Annotated in this window: 2 protein-coding genes and 1 pseudogene; all 3 read right to left on the minus strand. The window is 47.3% G+C overall.

Translation table 11 applies throughout. The features are described 5' to 3' along the window. Window positions 1–270 (minus strand): annotated as a pseudogene (locus tag R7Q38_RS23195) (hypothetical protein); the annotation flags it as partial. After that, complete coding sequence (locus R7Q38_RS23200; protein ID WP_005497657.1) at window positions 270–1,127, minus strand: ABC transporter ATP-binding protein; 858 nt, start codon at window positions 1,125–1,127, stop codon at window positions 270–272. The pseudogene R7Q38_RS23195 and the gene R7Q38_RS23200, both read right to left, overlap by 1 nt. Continuing rightward, the gene (locus tag R7Q38_RS23205) at window positions 1,124–1,495 is read right to left on the minus strand and encodes a GntR family transcriptional regulator (RefSeq protein ID WP_005464887.1); all 372 of its coding nucleotides are present in this window, start codon (window positions 1,493–1,495) and stop codon (window positions 1,124–1,126) included. Before R7Q38_RS23205 ends, R7Q38_RS23200 begins: the two co-directional genes overlap by 4 nt. Window positions 1,496–1,517 lie beyond the last annotated feature (22 nt).

Raw genomic sequence — 1,517 nt, forward strand, 5'->3', positions numbered from 1 at the left:
CGTTCTAGGGAAGTACTGAATGGCAAGTAACATAGACAGCAAACCAGCGCCACCAGTGATCAGCATATTGACGTCATCCCCAAGTTCTTTGTGAATATCACTCACATCGCCACCGAGGCTCATTTCGAAAAACATGTTGTGTTGCAACGTGGTGTTACTCATCAAACTAATAAAAAGCAACGCTCCACACGCCAACATAAACAAAGGTAAGCGCAATACTAGTGGGTTTTCTAACCACTCTTTACGCAACATTGCGACGACAGAGCGCATCATGCTGCCTCCTTTTGTAACGCTAAAAACAGATCCGCCAGTTTTACACCATGCACATCGCCAAGCCCCGCCGCTTGATCAGCGTATTGTGAAGACAATAGCCATTTCGTTGTGCCTAATCCTTTTTGAGAAGAGAGTGGGTGCATCGCTTCAATTTGCGCACGGTGTTCGTCATTGGCATCGAGAATAAAGTAGTCTTCACTGATGCTGTCCATTGAGGTTTGCAGCACCGGGCGACCGTGTTTAAGAATCAACACATCGGTTAACAGATGCTCGATCTCGGAAACTTCATGGCTGGTGATGATCAGAACGCGTTCACCATCATGAAACCATTCCAGTAAATGACGGTAGAAGGTGTCGCGGTAAACCAAATCCAAACCAAGAGTTGGTTCATCCAAAATCAGGATTTGTGTATTGGTTGCGATCACAATGGCAAGGTGCAATTGCACTTTCATCCCTTTCGAAAGGGCTCTGATTTTCGCACGTGGTTTGATGTCGGTTTGACGAAGCAGCGCATCCGCTTTGCTGCGATTGAAACCCGGGTGAACCCCTTCGGTATAACTCAGAAGCTGAGAGACCGTCATCCAATCTGGCAAAACATTCACATCCGAGATGTACGACAAGTTCTGCATGATCTTGTCGCGCTGCATCATGGGCTCGAAGCCATTGATGCGAATAGTCCCTTCGTAGTCGTGGGCGCCGAGTAGGGCGTTAATAAGCGTCGATTTACCCGCGCCATTGTGGCCGAGTAAACCAAGCACTTGACCAGCATGTAAGTCAAAACTCACATCATGAAGCGCCTCTCCTTGTTGACGGTACTGCTTGGAGACGTTTTTTACACTGACTAATGCGCTCATTGGTCACCTTTCATATGGGGGTTGAGTTGCTGGACAAGTTCATCAACTGACATGTCCAGACGTTGTAATGTATCGGCTATTTGAGGAATTTGCTGTTCAAGAAAGCGAGCCTTTTCCGCAGAGCGCAATTGTTGAATTGCCCCTTGTGCGACAAACATGCCTTGGCCACGTTTTTTCTCCACCAGTCCTTCATCAACAAGTAACTGATAGCCTTTCATGACGGTAAGGTGGTTAATTTTCATATCGGCAGAGATACTGCGGACGGAGGGTAAAGCCTCGCCTTCTTTCCAGACGCCCTGCAATATTTGTTGGGTGATCTGATCAGCCAACTGGCGAAAAATCGGTTGGCGATCATGCCAATGCGTCATGATAAACATCCTATGGCTGAAT

The sequence above is a fragment of the Vibrio sp. Vb0598 genome (assembly GCF_033338935.1).
Lineage (GTDB): Bacteria > Pseudomonadota > Gammaproteobacteria > Enterobacterales > Vibrionaceae > Vibrio > Vibrio alginolyticus.